This is a genomic window from Enterococcus sp. PLH-Efm8 (assembly GCF_053011625.1).
Genome location: NZ_CP172572.1, coordinates 1 through 4,686 on the forward strand (window position 1 = coordinate 1; position 4,686 = coordinate 4,686).

Consider the following 4,686-nt stretch of genomic DNA (forward strand, 5'->3'; position numbering starts at 1 on the left):
ATTCTATGAAAAAATTTACTTTAGGGGTAGCTTTGTTAACTATTGGGGCAGTTGTTTTACCGTCAACTACTATAGTTTATGCTTCAGAAAATTCCCAAGTGGTATCATTAAACGAAAACAATGCTACTGAAAATGTAGTTATTGAGTACACTGAAGATGGTATGGTCGTAACTAAATATGAGGATGGTTATAGTGCGGAAGATTTTGCAAATTCTTCAGATATCATGACAAGAGCTGCAGTTGCAAGATGGGGCAAAAAGGAATATACAAATATTGCTGTAACCACTGGAGTAGCTGCTAATGCTATTAATGCTGCCTTTTGGGCAGGAGGGAAAGCTAGCACTTCTATGTTTGGTATCCCAGGTTGGGCAATTGGTGCTTTGTTAACAGGTGCAAGTTGGACTAAAAAAGGTGCTTCTCCAGGGAATGCAGTTGCAAAAGAATGGGACAAAAATGGTAATGGCTGGATTGGATTTTATTACCAAAGGGGATATGATGCAGCTGGAAGAGTTGTAGCTACTAGATATTCAACGTTATAAGTTAAGGAGTGATGTTTTTGATATCTAAATCATTAAAATCATTAAAAACATTTACTAAAAAGAATCCGCAAATAGCTACTATTCGTATTTTTATATTTGCTATAGCTGTTGCTATAATTGTTAATATGCTAAGCGGAGGGCAATTATACAAATCTGGTTTATTTTTAGTGTTAATCTTAGTTGTCTTAGACATAATAAAGTCTAAAAAAAAATAAATCGATACATTTTAGAAGAATAGGGTTGTTTGAATATTACAAAGCAACAATTTCACCTTCGGTGAAATAAGCGAAACTTTACAAAAAGTGGCTAGCAAATGCTAGCCTTTTTTTGTATTGTGGAGCGTGGATTTTGAGGGGGATTCAAGGGGGAGCTTGCGCTCCTTTGACAAGCGGTTATTTGCACCAAATACGGAGGTATTTGGCTAGCAAATATAGAGCTTGCCAAACCCTTTTAGTGAGTTTTGTAGAAAGTACCTTTAAAGGTACTTTCACATTACGAACGATACGTCCGTAGGACGTACTGAAAGGGTGGGACTTATGAGCAAATTAATGCAAAATTTGGCTAGCAAAAAAGCTAAAAAATATATGCTAATAATCGAGCGAAATAAACACTTTTTCAAGTGAGCGAATCCGCCATGACAAAGCTGAAGCAGTTTATTTCAGCTTTGTCATGGCGTGTGCCGACTTTTTTAAAAGTCTAGGCACACGAGCAAATATCTTTATCAAGCTCTAATTTGCGTTTTAAGACGTTTGAAACGCCTAAGTATATAAATATATAAGAATAGGTTTAAGAGTGCTTAAATCGAATTTTAGAGGGCATTTAGACAATTTTAGGGTTGTTAGGGCTTGCCCTGACCGCCTGTAAGGCGTTTTAAGAACAAGATAAGGGATTTATACTAGGACTGTCTTAAAATGTCTTAAACGAACGCTCAGAGCTTCTCAAAGGGTTCCTTATGAACGGCTTTTAGCAAAGGAGCCGGAGGCGACTGCGCAGTATAATGTGAGAGCAGAGCGATCACACCTTTTTAGCGAACCGTAGGGAGCAAGGTTTGGAATTGGCAGTTTTGATAAATTCGCGAACCTGTTTAGAGAAAAAAGGAGTGATTTTTTAGGCGGGAAAATTAGCCTCCCCTCTTTTTATATCTCTTTTTATATCTCTTTTTATATCTCTTTTATGTCGGCTGTGTCCTTACTCTCCCAAGCAATTCAGAGTTTTTTCAAGTAGGTTTTCTACGCTTTTCAAGTAGGTTTTCTACGCTTTTCAAGTAGGTTTTCTACGCTTTTCAAGTAGGTTTTCCGACATTATTGAGTATTTTTATAAAGTATGTTACTTTTATTTCATACTTTATAAAAGTAGGAGAAGCTTATGGCAAATGAAATTGTAAAATATGAAAATAGATTAAATCATATTCCTCTGAGAAAATTTAATAGTCGTGAAATGAACTTATTTTTTTCAATTGCTTCACGTGTACGTGAAAAAGGTGTAGATGAGATTATTTTTTCATTTCACGATTTGAAAAAACTAAGCGGTTATACAGAACGTGGGGAACAATTTATAAAAGATCTTAGTAGCACGTATGACAAATTATTAAGTATTAATGCTTGGAATGATGATGGAAATACTTTAACTAAATTTGTTGCTTTCACAAAATATAGCATTATACGAGATAAACAACTTGTTATAATTTCAGTTAATCCAGAATTTAAAGGACTTTTTAATCAATTAAAGAACTGGACAAGATTTAATCTAGAGCAATTTACTAATTTGGATAGCACATATTCAAAAACTATGTTTCGATTATTAAAACAATATCGAACTCAAGGCTGGACTGAATTTTCCAAAGAAAAATTTTTTGATTTACTAGATATTCCTAAAAGTTATTGGAATAGTCCGTCAAATATTGACAAATTTATCTTAAGGCCAATTAAAGAAGAACTCACTCCCTTATTTAAAGGATTAACTATTCGTAAAAAATATGGTAAAGGTCGAGGTAAACCTGTTATCGGTTATCGTTTTACTTGGAAAGCTGAAATTAACCATGCTGACGATTTTTCCAAAGGGAAACAAGAAGATTTACGTATAAAATTATTTAATATTGATCACAATGGAGAATTAACACGAGAAGAAAAATGGCGCGCTAAAGATCGAATACTAAATCTTCCCTTAGGCACTCATGAAGCTGATTTTAAACAACAACAACAAACTGAAGAAAAACAGGCAGAAAAACGAGAACTTTCAAACAAACTCAAACAAGATTTACTAGGAAATTTACAAAACTTATTCGATTAAGCTTAAGGAGTATTTATGGCAGATAAAACAATCAAAGAACTTGCGGAAGAATTAGGAGTTAGTAAAACAGCAATTAACAAAAAAGTTTCTGACAAAAATCGAAAACTTTGGTTTGCAAAAAACGGAAACAAGTTTGTGATTAACGAAACCGGTCAAAAAGCTATAAAATCAATGTTTTTAGTCGATAACGCAAACTTAAATCGAAAACTAGTTGGCGAAAAATCAAAAACCAAAAACCATAAAAACACCAACCAAGTTTCCGAATTAAAACTCCTTTCTTTCCTAGAAAAACAGTTAAATCGAAAAGATATACAGCTACAAGAAAAAGATAATCAAATAAAACAAATGCAAAAATTACTCGACCAGCAACAACAACTCACTCTACAAGCGAACCAACAAATTGAGAACCTACAAGAACAGCTCCATTTAACTTATACAGAAGAAACTCCAACAACCGAATCAACTGCCTTTTCTGAAAAAAAAGCAGACAATACACAACCACTTATTGAAAAAAAGTGGTGGCAAATTTGGAAATCTAATAGAACCAATCTCTAAAATTTTCTAGAAGTTAGTTCGGATAGTAGAGGAAAAAGTTGTACTACCTGATGGGGAGATCACTCAAATTTTTATGAGAAAGAAAAAATAGTTTACAACTGTAAACAATCAATGTTTATAGTTGTAAACTATCAAACTATATGGTGACTTATTGCTTAAAATAGGTTGAAATCTCACTCAATTTTTGGTGGAAAAACAAAATAAATTCTAATCGATTTTGTTGAAAAAGTCATAAAAAAACAAATGTGATTTTAACAAAATTTCAAAAAAATCGTTTGAAATTTCGTTTATTTTTTTTGAGAATTTTGATCATCGTAGGGTCATTGTAGAATCATTATGAGATCATCGTGGGATCATCGAATAAAGTATGGGAAAGGCTTGCGGTGCTTGGTATTAAGGGCATTCTCCGCCTCCCAGGTTCTTGACCATTTTCTCTCAACGTGGTAAAAATCCCACTTATAAGAGAAAATGGTCAAGAACCTAAACGGTCGGCGAAGAAAACATACCAAGCACCACAAGCAAAAAAAGTTAGAGTAACTTCCAAAAAAGAAAAATTTTTTAGAACAACTTTTGAAAATTTAATTTTGATTTATATCCGTTCAATTTAAACATTTGATAAACTGAAGGCTAGTATTTAAAATGTGTATACAAGTGGTAGCGTTAAAAAAAGTGGAGGTATAACCTATGTTAAAAAAAACTGTGTTGGTACTGGGTTCTATTTCTCTAGGAATATTAGGTTTTAGCCCCATGCTATTATCCGTAATTGGAAAAAACAATTCCAACGGAGAACTTAAATTAAATTCAAATTATTACAACAGTCCTAACGAAGAATTGTTTGTAAAAGAGACGGATAAATAATAAAAAAGACTGCTCTTTCGAGCAGCCAGTTAAAAAATAATGAGTGTTTATTCTTGAAAAAGCAACGCGCTTATGAAGCGCTACCAAAAATTTATCATATTTTATGAAAAATAACACCCCAGTAAAAAATGACTGGTAAAAATTCACAAAGAAACGGAAAGAAGCAACTGCAGAAAATCAAGCCTTAAAAAGAGCTTTTGACTTAGACCAATCGAAAATCACAAAGTGAGCCCCTGTATCCCTTGGTAGAGAGGCTACTTGGCATAGTACACATTATGTCAACAAGAATTTAATATAACATATTTTCCTAATGCATTCTAACTATACCACATTATCAAAAATATAAATTATCTTTACTAAATAAAATATTGACAAGCCTATACCTTTTGTTTTATGATTTTCACAAAGAAAACGTTTTCTATATATTTTTCTGTATCAGGAGGAA

Annotated in this window: 5 protein-coding genes; all 5 read left to right on the forward strand. The window is 32.9% G+C overall.

The genetic code is table 11. From position 1 onward, the window contains the following. Positions 1-5 precede the first annotated feature (5 nt). Positions 6-539 carry a hypothetical protein gene (locus ACIFUW_RS15520; protein WP_002334266.1) on the forward strand — a complete coding sequence of 178 codons (534 nt, stop codon included), beginning with the start codon at positions 6-8 and terminating at the stop codon, positions 537-539. A gap of 11 nt (positions 540-550) precedes the next feature. Continuing rightward, positions 551-754: a hypothetical protein gene (locus tag ACIFUW_RS15525; protein ID WP_002321382.1), complete on the forward strand. Its 204-nt coding sequence runs from the start codon at positions 551-553 to the stop codon at positions 752-754. Positions 755-1,904: 1,150 nt separating this feature from the next. Further along, positions 1,905-2,828: a replication initiation protein gene (locus ACIFUW_RS15530; RefSeq protein ID WP_002351085.1), complete on the forward strand. Its 924-nt coding sequence runs from the start codon at positions 1,905-1,907 to the stop codon at positions 2,826-2,828. A gap of 15 nt (positions 2,829-2,843) precedes the next feature. Next, positions 2,844-3,383 carry a DUF536 domain-containing protein gene (locus tag ACIFUW_RS15535; RefSeq protein ID WP_002351084.1) on the forward strand — a complete coding sequence of 180 codons (540 nt, stop codon included), beginning with the start codon at positions 2,844-2,846 and terminating at the stop codon, positions 3,381-3,383. Positions 3,384-4,067: 684 nt separating this feature from the next. Then, on the forward strand, positions 4,068-4,241 hold the full coding sequence (locus tag ACIFUW_RS15540; protein WP_010729871.1) for a hypothetical protein: 174 nt from the start codon (positions 4,068-4,070) through the stop codon (positions 4,239-4,241). The last annotated feature ends 445 nt before the right edge of the window (positions 4,242-4,686 follow it).

Excerpts from the sequence above, each read along its gene's own strand:
- ACIFUW_RS15520 (WP_002334266.1), top strand. The coding sequence starts at position 6 with ATGAAAAAATTTACTTTAGGGGTAGCTTTGTTAACTATTGGGGCAGTT.
- ACIFUW_RS15525 (WP_002321382.1), top strand. The coding sequence starts at position 551 with ATGTTTTTGATATCTAAATCATTAAAATCATTAAAAACATTTACTAAA.
- ACIFUW_RS15530 (WP_002351085.1), top strand. The coding sequence starts at position 1,905 with ATGGCAAATGAAATTGTAAAATATGAAAATAGATTAAATCATATTCCT.
- ACIFUW_RS15535 (WP_002351084.1), top strand. The coding sequence starts at position 2,844 with ATGGCAGATAAAACAATCAAAGAACTTGCGGAAGAATTAGGAGTTAGT.
- ACIFUW_RS15540 (WP_010729871.1), top strand. The coding sequence starts at position 4,068 with ATGTTAAAAAAAACTGTGTTGGTACTGGGTTCTATTTCTCTAGGAATA.